The organism is Dyadobacter arcticus, from assembly GCF_011762185.1.
Classification (GTDB): domain Bacteria; phylum Bacteroidota; class Bacteroidia; order Cytophagales; family Spirosomataceae; genus Dyadobacter; species Dyadobacter arcticus.
The window spans coordinates 893,454-912,833 of the sequence record NZ_JAASQJ010000003.1 but is presented as its reverse complement, the minus strand read 5'-3'; the positions used below and the strand labels follow the sequence as shown (position 1 = coordinate 912,833).

16 protein-coding genes are annotated in these 19,380 nt (G+C 46.0%); 6 read left to right on the top strand and 10 right to left on the bottom strand.

Annotated features, from left to right (window positions below):
* Window positions 1-26: 26 nt before the first annotated feature.
* From FHS68_RS17365 to FHS68_RS17350, 4 genes are read right to left on the bottom strand one after another with little or no spacing between them, the layout of a single operon-like run.
* Window positions 27-545, bottom strand: a complete 519-nt coding sequence (locus tag FHS68_RS17365) for a group II truncated hemoglobin (protein WP_167272477.1) — start codon at window positions 543-545, stop codon at window positions 27-29.
* Between the two features lie 21 nt (window positions 546-566).
* The gene (locus FHS68_RS17360; protein ID WP_167272474.1) at window positions 567-1,016 is read right to left on the bottom strand and encodes a hypothetical protein; all 450 of its coding nucleotides are present in this window, start codon (window positions 1,014-1,016) and stop codon (window positions 567-569) included.
* A 23-nt stretch (window positions 1,017-1,039) separates the two neighbouring features.
* Entirely contained in the window at window positions 1,040-3,745 is a 2,706-nt protein-coding gene (locus FHS68_RS17355) for a PQQ-dependent sugar dehydrogenase (RefSeq protein WP_167272472.1), read from the bottom strand.
* Window positions 3,746-3,775: 30 nt separating this feature from the next.
* A complete protein-coding gene (locus FHS68_RS17350) occupies window positions 3,776-4,147 on the bottom strand; it encodes a hypothetical protein (RefSeq protein ID WP_167272470.1) in 372 nt (123 codons plus the stop codon).
* A gap of 208 nt (window positions 4,148-4,355) precedes the next feature.
* Here FHS68_RS17350 and FHS68_RS17345 point away from each other — a divergent pair, with 208 nt between their 5' ends.
* A complete protein-coding gene (locus tag FHS68_RS17345; protein ID WP_167272468.1) occupies window positions 4,356-5,603 on the top strand; it encodes a PAS domain-containing sensor histidine kinase in 1,248 nt (415 codons plus the stop codon).
* A 72-nt stretch (window positions 5,604-5,675) separates the two neighbouring features.
* Window positions 5,676-6,716, top strand: coding sequence for an SDR family NAD(P)-dependent oxidoreductase (locus tag FHS68_RS17340; RefSeq protein ID WP_167272465.1), 1,041 nt, complete (start codon window positions 5,676-5,678; stop codon window positions 6,714-6,716).
* Between the two features lie 74 nt (window positions 6,717-6,790).
* Here FHS68_RS17340 and FHS68_RS17335 read toward each other — a convergent pair whose 3' ends face one another.
* From FHS68_RS17335 to FHS68_RS17315, 5 genes are all read right to left on the bottom strand, one after another.
* Entirely contained in the window at window positions 6,791-7,591 is an 801-nt protein-coding gene (locus FHS68_RS17335; protein ID WP_167272463.1) for an SDR family NAD(P)-dependent oxidoreductase, read from the bottom strand.
* 57 nt (window positions 7,592-7,648) lie between these two features.
* Window positions 7,649-8,260 (bottom strand): hypothetical protein, encoded by a 612-nt coding sequence (locus tag FHS68_RS17330; RefSeq protein WP_167272461.1) that lies wholly within the window; start codon window positions 8,258-8,260, stop codon window positions 7,649-7,651.
* Window positions 8,261-8,350: 90 nt separating this feature from the next.
* Window positions 8,351-9,217 carry a phosphoenolpyruvate hydrolase family protein gene (locus tag FHS68_RS17325; RefSeq protein ID WP_167272458.1) on the bottom strand — a complete coding sequence of 289 codons (867 nt, stop codon included), beginning with the start codon at window positions 9,215-9,217 and terminating at the stop codon, window positions 8,351-8,353.
* Window positions 9,218-9,268: 51 nt separating this feature from the next.
* Window positions 9,269-10,501, bottom strand: a complete 1,233-nt coding sequence (locus FHS68_RS17320) for a Tm-1-like ATP-binding domain-containing protein (protein ID WP_167272456.1) — start codon at window positions 10,499-10,501, stop codon at window positions 9,269-9,271.
* A gap of 21 nt (window positions 10,502-10,522) precedes the next feature.
* Window positions 10,523-13,657, bottom strand: a complete 3,135-nt coding sequence (locus tag FHS68_RS17315; RefSeq protein ID WP_167272453.1) for a DUF7133 domain-containing protein — start codon at window positions 13,655-13,657, stop codon at window positions 10,523-10,525.
* Between the two features lie 198 nt (window positions 13,658-13,855).
* Between FHS68_RS17315 and FHS68_RS17310 the strand changes: the two genes are divergently transcribed.
* The 4 genes from FHS68_RS17310 to FHS68_RS17295 all read left to right on the top strand — a co-directional run bounded on the left by FHS68_RS17310 (window position 13,856) and on the right by FHS68_RS17295 (window position 17,195).
* Window positions 13,856-14,704: a helix-turn-helix domain-containing protein gene (locus FHS68_RS17310; RefSeq protein WP_167272450.1), complete on the top strand. Its 849-nt coding sequence runs from the start codon at window positions 13,856-13,858 to the stop codon at window positions 14,702-14,704.
* Window positions 14,705-14,786: 82 nt separating this feature from the next.
* A complete protein-coding gene (locus tag FHS68_RS17305) occupies window positions 14,787-15,539 on the top strand; it encodes a class I SAM-dependent methyltransferase (protein WP_167272448.1) in 753 nt (250 codons plus the stop codon).
* A gap of 160 nt (window positions 15,540-15,699) precedes the next feature.
* Complete coding sequence (locus FHS68_RS17300) at window positions 15,700-16,125, top strand: hypothetical protein (protein WP_167272445.1); 426 nt, start codon at window positions 15,700-15,702, stop codon at window positions 16,123-16,125.
* Between the two features lie 137 nt (window positions 16,126-16,262).
* Complete coding sequence (locus tag FHS68_RS17295; protein ID WP_167272443.1) at window positions 16,263-17,195, top strand: aldo/keto reductase; 933 nt, start codon at window positions 16,263-16,265, stop codon at window positions 17,193-17,195.
* Window positions 17,196-17,232: 37 nt separating this feature from the next.
* Here the strand turns inward: FHS68_RS17295 and FHS68_RS17290 are convergent, their stop codons facing one another.
* Window positions 17,233-19,350, bottom strand: coding sequence for an outer membrane protein assembly factor BamB family protein (locus tag FHS68_RS17290; protein WP_167272440.1), 2,118 nt, complete (start codon window positions 19,348-19,350; stop codon window positions 17,233-17,235).
* Between the last annotated feature and the right edge of the window lie 30 nt (window positions 19,351-19,380).

Sequence of the window (19,380 nt, the reverse complement as noted above, 5' to 3'; positions counted from 1 at the left end):
GCGGTGAATTCAGCAATTATTTTCGTCTAATTTTCATCCGGTTTTCTCTCAAATAGCGATCCCACAACTTCAAATGGCCCTTTAACTTCACCCCAGCCCCATTGCGGAATGTGATGCCGATCGGTAGTGGGGTTTTCAGACAATTGCGAATTGATGACCGCAACCCGCGTTCCCCATTCGATATGTCCGACAAAGGTCGACCGGAACTCGGGATCATCGGGCAGGCCTATTTCGTCTGCGCTCAACATTAACAGATCGGACCAGCGTTTGCGATGCTGCTCGGTCAGATGCTTGCCAATGTGCTTTCCAACCATATGTTTCAAGGCATCCTCCCCGTACTCCTCGCTGTAAACCTTCGGACCTTTTAAAACCTCAGACAGAAAATGGGCGACATGGCGGGAGTGTTCCGGCGACATATGCCTGAAAATAGGTTCGAGCAAATCATCGTTTAAGACTTTGGCGTAAAATACATCTGTCAGTTTTTCAAAGGCACTTACGCCACCTGCCCACTCGCAGGGAGATGGAATTTTTTGTAATTCTTGCATAAATCTCTTTTTAAACTATGTTCAGTTCGGTTTCACGATCCGGATAACACCTTGGTTCTCAATTTCCTTATTGTTATGCGTGAAACCATTGTAGCTATAATAATTGCTGCAATCGTTTTTTTGATGCGTATAGAAAGTAGTGAGCGTATCTGTATCGAGCTGATTGAAATACAGAATCAGGTCGGTCCGTCCGGATGCATTATTCGGTGGATAGGCTTCAAATACGTAGACGTTTAAAACGGAATTATACGCTTTGCTTTGGATAGTATTTTCTTTTCCGGCCAATAATTTGATAGAATCGGGATGGTAGCGGGCATTTTGATCTGACACAAGATTTTCGCCCTTTTCATTCACAATCGCAAATCGTACCGGTGCAGTAATTGCCTGGTCGACCGTATCGCAATCGGTACAAGATTGAATGAATGGCAACAGGAGTACAATACAAATGAGTTGTTGACGGACTTTTTTCATGGCAGAACCGATTGTCTGGCAATTCATTCCCCCTCACCAAACCGCACCGCCCGCACCCGAATCGGCGCGCCTGTCATCACAAAATAAACATCCTTAACCCCGCTCTCAGTGCCGGTCGCAACGTCGATCATAATCTTGCTGCCGTATTCACCTGAAAATTTGCCTAGGAGTTTGCCATCTGCTGCTCCGATCCGTGCTTCGATGGTTCCGGTAGGAGGGGTTGGGGCGCTTCGGCCCGGCGCGCGAACGATTTCAATTTGTTTAATACCAGTGAGGTCCGTGTCTTTGAATCGCAGAAATCCGCCGGAACTAGCGACCATGGCGACTGTGCTGTCGTTGGTGAAGCGGATGTCTTTTGCAAGATCAGCGTAGGAAACCGGCACGATGGGGTTCCGAAGTACCACCGTCATTTCGGATGCCTGGGAAGCGGCGGTTTTCGTTCCCCGATCGGCATAAGCAGCCCGGAAAATGAAGCTGCCTTCGGGGTTTTCGCCTTTCGGAACAACAGTAGCATAAGTACCTTTAACTGCAAGTGTTTTGGCTGGTTTTGGGGCGTCCGACAGGCTCATAATGTATTTCACGATGGATTTTACATCACTTTCAGCCATGGTAGGGTGGGCGGGCATGAAGGCATCTCCCCAAACGCCCGAACCGCCTGCTAATATCTTCTTGGATAAACCCGCAATCCCGGAAACATCTCCTTTGTATTTGACCGAAATGTCTGTAAATGAAGGCCCAAGAACTTTTTCTTTCACTGCGTGGCAGGCTTTGCAATCGCTTTTATTGATAACCGAAATTGCGGTGGCATACTGTGCAGAGGCATCTACGCTTAATTGTGTTTGGGCAATTTTGGTTAAATTGAAACCTTCGGAAAGGTAATTGGTGCTTACAGAAACCTGCGAAGGCAAAATCTTTTTGTTGACCAAACTGCCGTCTTCTTTATCTGCGACAGTTACCTCATAATCAATGCTTTTTCCAGGGAAAAAGAAACTGGAATTTCCCTTGGTAATGGTGAATTTCACGACGGGCGGTTCGTTACCTGCTTTGATTTCAACCGATTTGGTATTCTTTTCACCCGATTTGTCGGTAACCGTCAATGTAGCTTTGTAAGTGCCGGATGTGGCGAATGTAACGCTGGGACTTGCTTCTGTCAGGGTTTTGTATGCAGCACCGTTTTTGGTTACGACCCAATTGTATTGCAATGCATCACCTTCATCAAAATCTTTGGTACCCTCCGACGACAGGATCACTTGCAAAGGAAGCGCCCCGGCTGTTTTGCTCGCGGTTGCTTCCACCTGCGGTTTGCGGTTCCCACCATTGTATTCGATCCGGATCAGCTCCGCTTCGGGATTGTCTTTAAAATAGCCATTGCCATATTCCAGTACATATAAGTCGCCATCCGGCCCGAATTTAATGTCAATCGGTCCTTTTAGTTTCAAATCGGGCAGAAATCGCTCCATGGATTTGTAATCGCCATTTTCATCCATTTCCACCACATTGATCCAGCCTCTTACCCAATCGGTAATAAACCATTTTCCTTCGTAATAATCCGGAAAAATGCGTTTGGCATCTTGGAAATCAGCCTTGCGAAAAACCGGTCCGCCCACGGCGCTGTTACCGCCGCTTTCCATCAATGGAAATTCCTGGCTCTGGGCTTTGGAATACCAAATGAATGCAGGTGTTGCTTTTGGCAATTCTTTTAAGCCGCTGCTGTTCGGCGAATTGTTTACAGGATGTTCCGGATCGAATGGTTTGCCGGATACTTTGGTTGCGAAATCGTATTCAATGTAAGCCTTATTATTGCCGACAAAATATGGCCAGCCATAAAAACCCGGCCCTTTTGCGCGGTTGAATTCATCATAGGACTGCGGACCTCTTTTCTCAAGATCATCCCGGGAACCGTCGGGCCCCACTTCTCCCCAATACAGCCAGCCCGTTTTTGAATCAATGGTCGGACGCCATGGGTTGCGGTTACCCATCGTGTAAATCTCCGGACGGGTATTTGGGGTGCCGGGTTCAAAAAGGTTTCCTTTTGGAATGGTATATGTACCATCAGCTTCCGGATGAATGCGCAGGATTTTTCCTCTCAGGTCATTGGTGTTGGGCGACGATTTCTGCGAATCCCTGGCCGATTCGCCAGGTCGGGTATCTAATGGAGCGAAACCATCGGAGGCGCGGGAAAAAGTATTGTCGCCTGTGGTCAGATATAGATTTTTATCTTTGTCGAAAACCATCCCGCCGCCTACGTGGCAGCATTCTTCTCTTTGAACCACCACTTCCATCACCACTTTGCGGGAGCTTTCCAGCAGTTCTTTTCCATGCCATTCGTAGCGGACCAGGAGATTCTTCGCATCGTCGCCGGCAACGGAATAGTAAATGTAAATCCAATGGTTTTTATCATAATCCGGGTCCAGGATCACGCCTTGCATACCGTCTTCTCCCTCTGTTACCTCGCCTTTTTTACTAACATATTTTGTACTTACGGCAAATTCGGCGACTAATGTCAGCTCACCTGATTTGGGATCATATACTTTCAATTTGCCTTTTCTTTCAGCATAAAGTACGCGCCCGTCTTTCAGAATCTGAAACTGGATCGGTTCTTCGAGCCTTTGGGCCAGCACTACTTTGGTAAACCGGTTACTGTCCGGTTTTTTGGTTTGCGAAAATGACTGGGAAACGAAAAGAACGTAACAAAGGAAAGTAGAAAGGATGAATGAGGACTTGATCATGTTGGGTTAGGATAATTTGCCTGGTATGATTTATTTCTTGATTTCCTTTACGGCAGTGATCGGGTATTCCTCATCGTCGGCGACAATATTGCCTTTGAGCATTTCACCATCCATCACCAGATTTACAATGAGGATCCTCCCCTCAAAGTCACGTTTAAATGTTATTTTTTGCTCATCAACCTTCAGGTCTTTCAGCTCCGTCATTTCCTCTCCCACAAATCCGACTATTTTGTCACCTTTTTGCTGGAAGGTTATGGTGCCCGATTCGTATTCGGGTGGTACATTGGATACCGTATATTTCCAGGTACCAATCAAATCGATCGCTTTTGTTTCGATACTCGCCTTAGCCGTCAATGTGCAAATCGCCACTATGGCAATCATGAAATAATTAATCCTCTTCATTATGAAATAGATTTAATGGGTTATTTTAAGAATTCAATGGTAAGTTAAAGTTTTGGAATGGAACAAAAGGATCTACAGATAAACAATTAACAAGGCAAGACCAATCTTTTTTGTAACTACTGGATTCAAGGAACACTTTTTATATACTATTCAAAAAGAAATAGTTCTAAAAATGTATTCCAGTATTATCGTTTCAAACGGATCTGCCATGACTAGTCTCAAAAGTCCTTTCAGTAGTGACGGACCGGGCGAAACCGCCAGACTCAATAATGCATTGAATCTGGCAGGTGTAGGTTGCTGGGAACTTGATTTATTCAGTCAGCAATTCTGGATGAACGAACAATGCAAACGCAGTTTTTCGCTTGCGGAAAATGATACTGTCTCTGTTGATGAAGTGCTCAACCTTGTTTGCCCCGATGATCGCGAAAACGTGAGAAAATCCATCATGGGCGCAACGACCGCAGGATCAGAAGGTTCTTTGGATATTGAAGTCCGGGTCGGATCTGACGAAAAACCATATCGTTGGGTTAATTGGAAAGGTCAGGCTGGGTTTGGCAGCGACGGGAAGGCTGAATGCTTCTCTGGGATCATTGTCAATATCAATGGCAAGGTGCCGTTTGAAAAGGACGAAAAAGATCGCATCGCGTATCTGGAAAGTACCAACTACGAACTGGAAAATTTGAATGTCGAATATACAGCGATCAATGAAGAGTTGGTTCATAGTAATGAATTGCTTCAAAGGTCAAATGAAAATCTTCAGCAATTTGCCTACGTAGCCAGTCATGATTTGCAGGAGCCACTCCGCAAGATCATATCATTTGGCGACCTGCTTAAGACAAGATTTGGTCAGGAGTTAGGTGACGGTAGCGAATATCTTGACAGAATGCAAGTTGCCGCGAGGCGCATGTCCATACTTATCAACGACTTGCTTGTTTTTTCCCGCGTTAATGAAGGCCAGATACAACACAAATCGGTAGATCTGAACACGATCGTATCGGACGTTATAACTGATCTTGAAGTGTCTATAAAGCAATCTTGTGCAGTCGTGAAGGTCTCGGAGCTGCCGGCCGTCAAAGGGGATCCGCGACAACTTAACCAGCTGTTTCAGAATTTAATAGGTAATGCATTAAAATTCAGGAAAGTGGGTGTATGTCCTGAAATACGGGTTGATTGGACAATCATCAAAACTTCCAATCTTCCACCAAATGTGCATCCGAAGATCGGCGCACGAGCCTATGATCAGGTATCTGTATCGGATAACGGTATTGGTTTTGACCCTAAAAATGGAAAAAAGATCTTTCAGGTATTCCAGCGGCTGCATAGCAAAAGTGAATATGAAGGAACCGGTATCGGTCTAGCCATTTGCGAAAAGGTAGTGGCCAACCATGGTGCTGCGATATTTGCCGAGAGTGAGATTGGGATAGGGTCGAGGTTTAGTGTTTATTTTCCGATTTGAAGAAAAGAAGAGGGTGGAAAGGGAATAAGGGGAAGAGGGAGGAAGGGGATTGAAAGGTTAATGACTGCTTATATGAAGAAAAATAATTTGGATTTGTTTTCGGGGGTTAGTTCGCGGGGGGTTTGGATGGCTGCGGCGGGAATTGGGTTGGCGGCTTTGGCGAAGATTGTTTATACGAAGATGACGCGGTATGACTTTCGGGATAAGGTGGTACTTATTACGGGCGGATCGCGGGGACTTGGGCTGGAAATGGCGCGGGTATTGGCTACAAAGGGCTCTAAAATTGCTATTTGTGCCAGAACTGAGAATCAGCTTGAAAAGGCAGAGTTCGATCCTGAACTGGAAGGAGCAGAAATCCTTGCCATACGCGCAGATCTGACCAATGCTTCCGAAGCAAACAAAGTTGTTCAGGAAGTGATTAGCCATTTTGGCCGCCTGGATGTCCTCATCAATAATGCGGGAATTATGGTTGTCGGTCCGGAAAATGTGATGGAAATTGAAGATTACCAACATGTTATGGACGCTAATTTGTGGTCGGCATTGTATACTATGAAGGCGGCTATTCCGCATTTCTTGATTCAGGGAGAGGGCCGGATTGCCAATATTTGTTCCATTGGAGGAAAGATTGCCGTGCCACATATGCTTCCATACAGCGTTAGCAAATTTGCAATGGTCGGACTTTCCGAAGGTATGGGTGCTGAATTGAAGAAGGATAACATTCAGGTTACGACGGTCATTCCTAATCTGATGCGAACAGGAAGTCCGAGAAATGTATCTGTAAAAGGTAATCATGAAAGTGAATACGAATGGTTCAAACTGGCGGATTCTTTGCCATTTTTGGCACAGGATTCCAAAACGGCCGCCAAAGAAATCATAGAAGCAATTGAAGATGGAGAAAATGAGGTAGTACTGACGGCGACGGGAAAGATTGTTACTGCCCTCAAAGGTATCATGCCGGGATCTGTCACTACGCTTACTCAGTTTGCCGATCGGTTCTTTCCACGAAGTAATAATAAAGAATTAAAAAAGGGTTCCGAAAGTGAAACAGAAGCGACAACCGGGTTGGTAGGGTCCGTCACTGATCGAGCGGCAGCTGCTAATAACGAGCTTTAATTTTATCGCGTTTAAAAATAATGAGGCCGGAAATTCAGGATTTCCGGCCTCATTATTTTTTCAGGATTGCTATGCTATTCTCCTAGCTCAATCGGTTTTTGCTGCTCATTCATCTGGTGCGCCACCATGCTGTCTGGCGTCACAGCAGATATTGCCATTTGCAATTTATTTTTGAATCCTGATACTACCTTATCTTTTCCGGCCATTAATGCATCGTAACCGTCTTTCGCAACATCGGCAGGATCGGACAATGCGCCTTCATCCTGCACTGCCTTACTTTCGAGCATATCCGCTTTTGCAAAAAAGTCGGTATCTGTTGCTCCCGGCATCAAAGCAGTAATGGTAATGTCTGTGTCTTTGAGCTCTTCCCGCACAGCTTCGGTAAAAGAAAGCACAAATGCTTTGGTCCCATGATAAACCGATTGCCACGGGCCAGGCAACTTACTGGCTACGGAAGCGAGGTTCAGGATTTTTCCCGAGTTTCTGTCAATCATATCCTGTAAAAAGCATTTGGTTAAAATGACCAGCGACGCAACATTCAGGTCGATGATCATCAATTCCCGGTCAATGTCCGTTTGCTCAAATTTGCCATAAACACCCTGACCGGCGTTATTAACCAATATCTCTATTTCAATCCCTTGTTGCTTGATTTCGGCATATAGTGAAAATGCCTCTTCTCGGTCAAAAAGGTCTTTTACGATGGTCACCACCTCCACGCCTTCGGTTCGGAGCACATTGGCAGTGATTTCTAGTTCTTCATTATCCCTTGCTGCAATAACCAGATTGTAGCCATCTTTCGCAAATAATTTAGCCAGTTCCAAACCAATCCCACTTGTCGCCCCGGTAACTAACGCGTATTTCCCCGAATTTTCCATAAAATCATTTTTAGTTTGTTGATGGGTCTTGTCTTATAAATCGCGTGCCAGAAAAGGCTACAATTCTACCCAGGCAGTGGCCAAGTATTGCCATTGAATTTTGGAAAAAAAAGTTTTTCCCACTAACCCAATCAACGAATTTCTGGCTTGGTCGAGCAGGCTTTCTGAAGATGAATTGACCTTAATATTCCGGTCGTAAACTGCCGCCGTGACCTTTGTGCCTTCCCTTGTAATGGTAAAAGTGCTGGTGGAGTCATCCGTATAAAAGTGTGCAATGTCAGATGCACTTTCAGTCGGGTTAGCGGCCGGCCTCACGCGCATTCCAATGCTTTCAACATTGTCACTAGCGTATTTTTCAATCGACTCCACCCTTACCCAATCATAGCCGTCGCCCGTTGCAGTTCCCGGGCCAATGATATTGATTTTGATATAATTACCTTCCTCCGCGGGCGCTCCCAGATATGCACCGTTTTTATCAGTTAACTGGAACTTGCTGAGCAGTTTGGTGGCGATCCCATTCCAATCATTCACATCGAGCAAACGGCGTTGCGCGGTTTCATATAACATCCTGGCCGAGCGCTCGTCCGGCAGATTTTGAATGCTTTCCGAATCGATGACGACTCCGTCCCGGTTTTCAGGGATTGTACCAGTATAGTTTTTTTCGTCCATGTTGTGAAGGCGTTAAGTGTCCGTCTTATGAAGTCGCGATCACTAATTTAAAATTGTGCCAATTAAGATTGGGGAGTGACCGTGCTGATCCTATGGATTTTTAAGTGTAATAGATTTAAAATCCCTTGTCAGATCGGTAAGGGATTTTTCTACGCCCATGCGTTCAAGGCTTGATGCCCCTACAAAGCCGTGCACATTAGTTTTAGAGAGAATTTCGCGAACATCGTCGGGCGTGTTAATTGGACCACCATGGGCAAGGAAAAATATATCGGGATTTACCTCCCTGCCCGCGTCCGCAATTTTTTGGGTTTGTTCGATGGCATGATTCATCGTTACCGTCGCATTCACCACACCTACTGAACCGCCGATGGTCGTGCCCACATGCGCAATGATCGCGTCGGCACCTACTTTGGCCATTTGGCGCGCCTCTTCCGGAGTTGCGACATAGACAATGGAAAACAGATCCATCATCGTGGCGAGACGGACCATTTCGACTTCTTTGTCAAAACCCATCCCGGTTTCCTCTAAAACCTGCCTGAAATGCCCGTCGACAATGGAATGTGTGGGAAAATTATTGACCCCTGAAAATCCCATCTCCTTTACTTTCAGCAAATGGTGCCACATTCTGCGACGCGGATCCGAGCCATGCACGCCGCAGATCACAGGAATTTCTTCCACCACAGGCAGTACTTCAAACTCGCCGATTTCCATTGCTACCGCATTGGCGTCGCCATATGCCATGAGGCCTGCGGTGGAACCGTGTCCTGACATTCTGAACCGGCCAGAGTTGTAAATGATAATCAGGTCAGCTCCGCCTTTTTCGATGAATTTGGCGCTGATCCCGGTTCCCGCGCCCGCAGCAATAATGGCTTTTCCCTGATCCAGCGTGGCTTGCAAACGATCGCGCACCTCCTGTTTTGTATATGGATTTCCCTTACCTGTCCATTGATTTGGCATAATGTTCTTTCGTGGCTGTTAATGTGGCTGAAACTGTTTTAGGAGACAAATTTATCTGATATCGGCCCTGGCAAGCAAATCCAAAAGCGTTTTTACGAGGATAGCTGAAAATTCGGGATCATTGATGTGCAAGTCAGCTTCGTGAATTACTACCTGATCATTCACATTTTCCCTGATGGCGCTGAACAATGCTTCGTTCGCTTCCGGCCAGTAAAATACCCCGCCTTTCGAGTCGATTTGCGACAGGCCTTTTAATGGTAAAACAATGGATACCGGTCCTGCGGAGCCGTTCACTTTGAGAGCCAATCGTTTTCCCAATGTTGCGTTTTCTACCAAGTCGGTCCGCATCAAGGTTACATCCGGTGCCCAATTATACAGCTTTCGATCTTTGTATTGCACCGGAATAGTATCCATATGCGCAAAGTTGACCATATCCATACAGCCCGGAACTACCACCTGCGGGATACCCATTTCTGCGGCTGCGGTGAGCCTGTCAGGTCCTGCGCTGCAAATGCCACCGCATAGATCGTCGGCCAATTCGGTGGTGGTAACATCCAATACTGCGTCAAAAATGCCTCCGCGGATTAATGATTCCATGGTTTTTCCACCTACTCCGGTCGCGTGGAATGCCAGTACTTCATAACCTGCCTTATTGAGCAGTTCCGTACATTTGTCGACACATTCGGTGGTATTGCCAAACATACTGATGGCAATGCTTTTTGAATTGCGATGCGATTTGACTTCTACATTGGCCATCGCACAAATCGCGGCGGCGGCCTGTGCAACCAGCAAATGCAAAATGTTATTCATTCCTGCAACGTCCACAACGGACGACATCAGGGTAATATCCTTGTTACCGATCTGGCGCGAAAGGTCTTTTGCTGCTAACGTGGTAAGACAAAGTTTCGGCATACCGAACGGAACTTCCTGCATCGCCGCCAGTGCAATGTAAGTACCCCCGCCGCCACCCATTCCAATCACCGCTTTGATTTCTCCATTGGCTACCAATTTGGAAATGATCCTGGCAGCGCCTTTGCCCATAATATCAATGGCTTTCCCACGATCCCGGGCTTCTCCGAGGCTGGCAATATTGCCGCCGCCTTCGTAGGCGACGACATCAGATTCGAAATCAATATGAAATAAATCCGTTGTGCCCAATACGCCGGTGTTCATGGTGATCACCCGCTCACTTTTAGCTAGAATGCATGTTCTGAGGTAAGAAAAGATCTCGCCTTTGGTATCAAAACACCCCAGTATCAATATACTTTTTTCTTTCGACGACATATTGCAGATGAGCTCAGCGCACTATTTCAAAGTTTTAATGTAGGAAAGCAAAGCAGCGACCTGCTTGTCGGAATAACCATCGATCAACCCTTTTACCATAAAGGATCGTCCGCCCAAAAATCCCTGGCTTTTAATGGCATTGGCTTCAATAAACATTTTTGCGCCACCCATAAAAGCAACGGTCGTGCCTTGATTGTCCTTATTAACAAGGTATCCCTCCACACTCGAACCGTCTTTTTTGAGAATCCGGTAAACCGCATAACCCGACTCCACCGCAGCATCGGGATCCAGGATCGCGGTGAGCAAAGCCTCGTTTTCCCGGTTGGCCGAACCGTCCAGGGCGGGTGCAATATTTTGTCCTTTATTACCCACCTGATGACAGGATAAGCAGGTTTGAAAAAGCAATTTTCCAGCATCAGCATCGCCATTGTTCTTTGCAGCCACTGCCATGTACCGCGTCAACTTTCCTTTGAATGCAATCCTGCTTTCCTCCTCCCGCTTTTTTACAGCATTCAGGATAACGGTTGCCCGGCTGTCATTTTTGTTTGAATTGACAATGCGTTCGGCAGCAGGGAGATTGAATGCTGAAAGCTCAATCAGTTTTTTCTCGTGCAAACGAACAAGTAAAGCTGAACCCTGGCTGGATGAGGATAGGCTATTGGCCAGGTCACTTTTTTGAGTTGCATTGAGTTCTGGAATCCATTTAAATGTTGCTTGTTCGCCGGCTGCCGCGTCCATTTTTAATAATGTGTTCAATGCGGAAGTACGTGTTTCAAAGCTTTGCTTTTTGTCGGCTGAGATCCTCCCAAAGACTTCCTGATTTCTAATATCCCCTTCCAATGCTTTTAATGCTAATTTCAGGGTATTGTCTGAGCTCTCATCATTCATCAATGCAATAACAGCTTCCCGTAACTCCGGGACTTTAAATCGTCCGATCGCATCCAGCGCCAGATCTGCATCCGGCTGGGAACCGCTTTTCAGCAAAGTATTTACCGGGCCAATCAATAGACTGGAAAGCTCGTCGGACTGGATTTGTGACTGGTTTTGAAGCGCAAATGTGAGGTAAGTCCTGGCATTGGCCGGATTTTCAATAACCGGTTTAATTGTTTGATAAATGCCCTTGTTTTTCAACATTCCGGCAATGGCCACAAAAGACGATTCATCCAGAGCAGAAACATTTGCTTTTGGCCAAAATTTCAGGAAAGCAATATCTCTTTGGACGTCAGGGAGCGCCTGAACGGCCCAGAGCATGTTTACAGCCGGGGCCTGATCCGCGGCTCCACTATTTACATACTTCATCAATTCATCCTGATATTGTTCCAATGCTTTTCTGGCCAGAAACCGCTCCTGTTTTCTTTCATAACCACCACCCATCGCATTACCGCCAAGTTCGGGTTTGGAAGCCTGAACCAACAAGCCGATTACATTTTGGTCCGCCTTGTCAGCTTCCGAAATTGTTCGCAATACCTGCGCCCGGATAGCCGGATTTTTATCCTCAATAAGGTCTTTAAGATCAGGGACTTTTTGCAAGGGTTGCAGCGGAAAGCTGTTTAGCGAACGAATGGCCTCCCGTTTAATGTCAGCATCGTGTGATTTCAGGAATGCTGAAATGACGCTCTCATCGTAATGCTTTATCCCTTCCAATGACCACAATGCATGAATGCGCGTTACGGCATCCTGCGAGGCGTCGAAAGCGAGGGAAACCAGTGCAGGTGACAGTGATTTTGTCTCAGCTTCCGGCCGATCGGTGATCTGGTGCCAGGCAGCGCGTTTTTCCCAAAGCGATGGTGATTTAAGATGTTCAACTAGTTCAGCGGTCGGTGTGGCATAAAAATCGGGAATTGTCCTCGGTTTCTGATTCACATGCCGGATCCGCCAGATGCGTCCGTGCGTCTTGTCGCGGTCGGGATGGGTGGTGGGTAACTCGTTATGCGAAACGATTTTGTTGTACCAATCGGCCATGTAAAGACAGCCATCCGGGCCGAATTCCATATTAACGGGCCGGAACCAGTCGTCTTCGGATGTTAGTAAGTCAGGTAAATGTTTTGCCGTTACCGTACCATCCTCATTGTGAATAATTTGGACAGCATTGATCGTGCTCGTTATTGGATTTGCCAGAAAGGCCACATTCTTATATTCATCGGGAAACGAACCGGAGGCATCATCGGCAAACGCAGTACCGGAAATCCCTGTGCCGCCCACGCGGAATTCGTGCAATGCTGGCATAAATGGCTGATAAGGCCGGATATGGTCATTCCCAATGCCCGGAAAGCCTGAGCCAGGATCCATTGGCGCTACGGAGTAACCGAGGTCATTTGCTTCCGAACCATACCATTGCCCATTGTGCCTCAGCTGAAATCCCCAGATGTTATTTAAGCCGACACTGACGATTTCGAGCTTTTTAGCATCAAGCGAGAACCGGGCAATCTTGCTGAAATCAATTTTGAGTTTGGCATCGCTTTTCAGGGAGGTTACCTCGCCTTTATTCAAAGCACCATGACTGAAATGGATCCAGTCGCCCGGGCCGCGCACCAATGAATGCGTCATGGTGTGAGTATCTGTAAATCCAAATCCCGTGAGCATTGGGACGCGCTCATCAGCTTTGCCGTCCTTATTTTTATCATTCAGGAAAAACAATTCGGATCCCTGCGCCACGTAAGCGCCATCCCTATACGGTAGAATACTCATGGGAATTGTGAGCCCATCCGCCCAAATAGTCGTTTTCGCGGGGGTTTTACCATACAGATCAGAAATGACGATAATCTTGTCGGTACCTTTTGTTTTGCCTTGATAAAGATTGAGGATCCGTTTAAAGCTCGGGTGTTTTTTTTGCGCTTCCTGATCGTCCATCAGTTTCAGCAGATCGTTCCACTTAATGTCGGCAATAGGATCCAGCGGGTACATGCGGGCTGTTTGTGTCCAAAGTCTTCCAGCGTCGTCAAAAGTAAGGTCAACAGGATTAACAATGCTGTCCCGCTCACTGGCTACCAATTCCACTACAAAGCCCGGCAGCACTTTAAACCCGGCCAATTCTTCTTCGGGCGTATTGATTTTTGTCCGGACGGACTGTGTTTTGTTTTTTTGCGCAAAAGAGTTTTCACACTGGATTAAACACATCAGAAACGAAGCGGCAATCCAAGGTTTCCTAAATTTCATAGTTCCTGATTATTGGCACGTTTGACGAGATTCATTTCGGGCAATGTAGGTCTTGCCTATAAAATTAGATCGCGGGCATTTCTTACTGACTTGCGTACATAAACATTGAAAAATGCCTCAACTAGGTCGGATAATCTATTGTTTGCGTAACTTCATAGGGCATTGTTCTCGAAATCTTTCCAAATAAGCAATAGCATAATGATTACCAACTTTTTCATAAAACCGCATCCAGCCGTTGCAGTTTTTGTTGATCATTACATCCTGTCCACTTCGGGGGATGAGCAAGTTACATTTGGTGGAACCTGGCCTGCAAGCAATGAAACGAGCCTGGTGTTTTATCTGGCTGACAAGCCTGAGGTTTATGAAGTTTCGGTTTTTGGCAAAGAAAATATGAACAATGCCAATTGGGTAGTTGGATTGCTGACGCGGAGCAACGGCTTGTTATCATTTCAAGGCGTATATAAGACGTTCGTTGTACAGTTTAAAGCAAATGGATTTTCGAAGATTTTCGGGTTACCTGTATCAGAGCTTACCAACAACATTTTTTCAGGTGAGGCAGTCTTTGGTCAAACCGCAGGGGTCTTGCACGACAAGTTATTAAATGCAAATGATGTTTCTCAGATGGCTGAATTTGCTGATCATTTCCTGTTCCATTATCTCAAAAAACAAAAAACAATCCAAATCAATGATGGTATCACAGCTATTGCCAACCAGTTGCTCTCGGGTGGTAAGATTTTGGATGTGACCGATTATGCTTCTGCTGCCAACATGAGCCTGCGCAATTTTGAAAGGCGTTTTAATGAGCAGGTAGGTACATCTCCTAAATTCTTCTTCAGGCTTTTTAGGTTCAATAATACGATCCTTAAAAAGATGCGCTTTCCTGAAAAAAATTGGACAGTGATCGCCCATGAATGTGGTTATTACGATCAGATGCACCTGATTAAAGATTTCAGGAATTTCGCAGATACTACCCCAACCACTTTTTTACAGCAAAACGACGGAATGCAGGATGAGCAGTTTGTAGAGGTAAAGAGAACGCATCACTGATTTTGGCAGATTTTTACTATTCACGCCTAATCGCTGCATGTAATTTTGATTCAAAATAAACGAACCAGATTTACATTCGCTCATGACTGCAATTATTGAAGACAATTGGTATGAAACATTTTTCTCCGGCCTGAACTGTGAGATGTGGGAGCGTGCGGCAGTTCCGGATTGGACCGAAAATGAAGTTGATTTCCTTTTGAAGGTATTTGGGGACAAGGTAACCTCCATACTCGACATTCCGTGCGGATTCGGCAGGCACACAATCTCGCTGGCGAGGAGGGGATTCAATGTTACCGGCCTGGACATTTCGGCCGAATTTATTTCCACGCTTAGGGATCAGTTAGCGACTGAAAATCTGCCTGTTACCGTGATTCAGGGCGATATCCTAACCACGACATTTTCGCAAAAATTTGACGCCGCTTATTGCCTCGGCAATAGTTTTGGGTATGTTGATGATGATGGGATGAACCTGTTTGTACAAAACGTGTCGGCTGCATTGAAAACCGGAGCTCGGCTGGTCATTAATTCCGGGCTGGTGGCGGAAAGCATCCTCGTGAACTTCCCGAAAACCAAACAATTTGTGCTCGGCGATATGGTAATGGATATCAGCAATTCATATGACATGAGGGAAAGCTGTATGATCACGGAACTGACTTATACCAAACCTGACCGGATTGAGAAGCATTCGTTTAAACATTACGTATACACATTATCGGAGATCAGGAGGCTGCTGCGAAAACACGGCCTTAAAACGATTGATGTCTATAATTCGACAGAAATGGTGCCTTATCAATTAGGCGATGCGCAGATTTATTTGGTGGCAGAAAAGGAGTGAAAATCTGGCTGGCCACCATGTAGAAGGGGAACACTGGACTACCTATGATAGTTAATTCCAGGCAGGCGAATTGGATTTGTAAAATTTCAGAATATCGTTTTGTGATTACAACCAATCGTTTCAGTAATGTTTCTTTTCATCATTATAATTATATTTTAGCATGAAAAAAACGATTCTATTTGCACTGATTTGGGTGGCTGCTGTTGCCTGTGATCAGAAACAAGAGGCAGCTCCGCAATCTGAACTCAAAAGTACAAGTATCCCTTACCGCCAATTAACCACCGTTGCTACCTCTGGCGACAATTTGAAAGTAGAACTTCGGGAAGTTAACGATAGCCGTTGCCCTAAAAATGTCGTTTGCATTCACATGGGTAGTGCGCAGGTTAAATTTAATGTGTCTGACGGTACCAACCAGACGGATGTAAACCTGACATTCAAAGGCGATAAGAATGCAGATTTCCAAACATTTGCTTTGAGTGGCGTGAATTACGTTATCCGGGTAAGCGAAATACTTCCTTATCCAGACACGACCCAATCACCAAAGCTGGAAGATTACAAGGTGAATGTCACAATTGAGAAAAAGTAGTAGAGTAGATTTTGGTTTAAAATTGAGTAAAAGGAGTCTGGTTTCTACCTGGCTCCTTTTCTGTTTTTAGCCGTTTTGGTATTCATTTTTACTTTTTGTTATGTAACTTGAACATCAACAAACGACGCCACGATACAATGAGGCCTATTTTTTCAAGAAGGGAAGTTCTAAAAGGAATTGCAGCCACGGGTGCGGCAATAATGCTCGAACGCAATTTATCATTTGCAGAAAACGCTCAGAAAATGCTGATTGAAAGAAAAATACCATCGACAGGAGAAAAGCTTCCGGTAGTAGGACTTGGATCCTGGCAGCAGTTTGATGTGGGCAACGACTCTATTGAACGAAATCCATTGAAAGAGGTATTGTCTAGAATGCATGAATTAGGTGGCAAAGTCATTGACGCTTCACCGATGTATGGCCGGGCAGAAGAGGTAATTGGCGACTTAACCAACGAGCTTAAAATGAATGACCATTTCTTTCTTGCCACCAAAGTGTGGACAACAGGCAAAGAGCAGGGGATCATGCAAATGAACGATTCGTTGCGAAAAATGAAGCGCAGCAAAATAGACCTGATGCAGATTCACAATTTACAGGACTGGCAAACGCATTTAACCACTTTGAAATCCTGGAAAGAACAGGGAAAAGTAAAATACATTGGGATAACCCATTATACCGACTCTGCCCACGCTCGTTTGGAGCAAATTGTAAAATCGAAAGCCGTTGACTTTGTCCAGTTCAACTACTCAATCCGCTCGCGAAATGCAGAAAAAAGCCTGCTCAATGCCGCTAAGGACAATGGGGTAGCAGTGATTATTAATGAGCCATTTGAACAGGGTGCGTTGTTCAGGGCGGTGAAAGGTAAGGAGCTTCCGGAGTGGGCGGCAGATTATGACATTAAAAGCTGGGCGCAGTTTTTTCTCAAATTTATCCTTAGCAACGAGGCCGTTACCTGCGTCATCCCAGGCACATCCGATGCCAAACATCTCGTTGACAACATTTCTGCCGGAACAGGTAAATTGCCGGATGCGGCTGGCCGCAAGAAAATGTTGAGTTGGATCCAGACGGTTTAGTACAACACTCGCTCAAAGCCAGAAGGAGCCCTATTATTTATTCAAGGGCGAATGCCACGTACTGATTTCCCTTTCTAGTCCCGAGTTTAGAACCTCCGCAAGCAATCACAACAAATTGTTTTCCATTGACCTCATAAGTAGAAGGTGTTGCAAAAGCGGCTGCCGGCAGAACGGTTTCCCACAATAGCTTTCCGGTTTTTTTATCAAATGCCCGAAACATGCCATCCTTGGTTGCAGCAATGAATAAAAGCCCACTGGCTGTTACTACCGGGCCTCCATAGTTTTCGGTACCGGTTGTGGGGACACCTTTGGCTTTTAAAGAGGCTACTTCGCCGAAGGGGATTTTCCAAAGGTACTCGCCTGTATTTAAATTAATTGCATTCAATGTTCCCCAGGGAGGTGATATGGCCGGAAGGCCGTTGGCGTCAAGAAATTTATTGTAACCAGTACTTTCAAAAGGCAGATAGGTCTTTTTTGATACAGGGACAGCCGATGCAGCCTCTACTTTTTCATCCCCAAACAGGAATGCAATCAGCGAATGCTTTTCCTTCGCAGTAAGCATGGGGAAACCTGGCATCATGCCTTTTCCGGTGGTGATCAATTGATTTACAAAAGCCCTGTCTCGGCGCTGGCCAATATCCACCAGACATGGATAGCCGCTTTTAGCATTTCCTTTCCGCTGCGGGCCATGGCAGGTGACGCAATAAGTGGTGTACGTTTTCTCGCCGGGGCTCAGACTCGACAATTGGCTTTCTCTTGGCTTATCCTGCATAGTCAGGATCCAGGCCATTTCATTGCTATTGACATATAAAATGCCTTCATCCGGATCGGCAGCGGCTCCGCCCCATTCTGCTCCGCCGTCGAAACCGGGCATGATAATGGTCCCTTCCTTGCTCGGCGCTGCAAATAATGCTTTTTTATATCCTTTGAATTTAATGACGAGGGAATCGTGGTCAGGCGCATGGATACTGATGTCTTTTTCGGTAAGTGTGTAAGCCTGCCGTGCATAAGCAGCCGGTTTTGTAGGCACAGGTTGGGTAGGCCAGGGGAATTCGCCGGGAAGTGCGTTTGAGGGAGCAGTTACTTCTTTAATTGGGAAAAGCGGTTTTCCTGTAACGCGGTCAAAGATAAAAACGTAACCTTGCTTACTTACCTGCGCAACTGCGTCGATTTTCTGACCGTTTTTGGTTACCGTAATCAGGTTAGGAGGTGCTGGCAGGTCGCGGTCCCAGATGTCGTGGTGCATGGTCTGGTAATGCCAGAGGCGCTTGCCGGTCCGGGCATCCAATGCGAGCAGACAGTTTGCGAAAAGGTTAGCTCCTTTTCTTTTCGCGCCATAAAAATCATATCCCGCCGAGCCGGTAGGAACATATAATATGCCCCGCTGGCGGTCTATGGCGGTTCCCGACCAGTTATTGGCTGCTCCGGTAAAGGTATTTTTATACGCATCTGGGGGGAATGTCTCGTATCCGAATTCGCCAGGGTAAGGGATGGTGTGAAATGTCCATTCCAATTTACCGGTGCGCACATTAAATGCGCGCAAATCGCCGGGTGCGGCATCGGAATCTTCAGAAAGCCGGATCGGCATAATAATCAGATCTTCAAAAATGGTCCCTGGCGTGTTGGAAACCATGTATTTGTTCTTAGCAACGTCCGGAAGTCCCGTGCGCAAATCTATTTTCCCCTTATCTCCAAAGCTTTCAATGATTTTTCCTGTTTTGGCGTCGAGTGCGTACAGGAAAGCACCCATAGCATGCATGATCCTGATATCGTCCCCATCACGCCAATAGGTGAGGCCGCGGCTTGTATTGGAGCTGTTTTTTGATTTATCACCAAAAATCCAGATCTGTTTTCCCGTGGCAGCATCCAATGCAAATGCCTGAACGGCAGGCGTAACGCCGTACAAAATGCCATCGACAATGATTGGATTAGCCTGTGTCTGACCCGAGTCCGGCATGGAATAGCTCCAAGCTACTTTCAGGTTTTTAACATTCTCCGGATTAATCTGGGTCAGCGTGGAATAGTGGTTACGGTCAGGCCCACCGAGATATTCCGGCCAATCATTCCCGGAAGCTTTTTTGTCCCCATTAAACCGATAAGCCCCAAAAATGAGAACCGAACCAACCGCAACACACAAAACGAAAAATCGAACCATAAAAACAATCATTCATTCATTCATTCAAAA